The 609-nt window shown below is 44.2% G+C and carries 1 tRNA gene and 2 rRNA genes; all 3 read left to right on the top strand.

Annotated features, from left to right (window positions below):
- Nucleotides 1-94, top strand: a 16S ribosomal RNA gene (locus JIG40_RS01870); the annotation flags it as partial.
- Nucleotides 95-156: 62 nt separating this feature from the next.
- Nucleotides 157-232: transfer RNA gene (locus JIG40_RS01865), tRNA-Ala, on the top strand.
- A 297-nt stretch (nt 233-529) separates the two neighbouring features.
- Nucleotides 530-609, top strand: a 23S ribosomal RNA gene (locus JIG40_RS01860); the annotation flags it as partial.

Raw genomic sequence — 609 nt, 5'->3', positions numbered from 1 at the left:
CTTCGGGAGGACGCTTGCCACTTTGTGGTTCATGACTGGGGTGAAGTCGTAACAAGGTAGCGCTAGGGGAACCTGGCGCTGGATCACCTCCTTATACGAATGATTATTGCGATGAGTGTTCACACAGATTGATACGGTTTAGTTTAAGAGATTCGTGGGGCTATAGCTCAGCTGGGAGAGCGCCTGCATGGCATGCAGGAGGTCAGCGGTTCGATCCCGCTTAGCTCCACCATCTTTAAGCACATTTTTTAAGTGTTCTTAGAAATGGTTCAACTCGAAAGAGATACGAATCTTGCTCTTTAACAATTTGGAAAGCTGACAAAACAATCTTTTAAGATTGTTTGTAAAGTTCTCAATGTATTCCTAACGGAATACACCAACAAACACATTCAAGTGTGCTTGGTATCGAAGCTTACTGTTTCAGTAAGTCTTCAAATTGAGTCCGGCAAAATCAGTCACACACTCATGTAAATTAAATGTGTGACACCTAGGTTGTTTAACAACAACCCGAAACTCCTTCGGGTTGTATGGTTAAGTGACTAAGCGTACACGGTGGATGCCTTGGCAGTCAGAGGCGATGAAGGACGTAGTAACTTGCGATAAGCTCAG

The organism is Vibrio sp. bablab_jr001 (assembly GCF_016464285.1).
Classification (GTDB): Bacteria; Pseudomonadota; Gammaproteobacteria; order Enterobacterales; family Vibrionaceae; genus Vibrio; species Vibrio fluvialis.
Note: the sequence above shows the minus strand (reverse complement) of the source record. Positions and strands in the feature narration are given on the sequence as shown.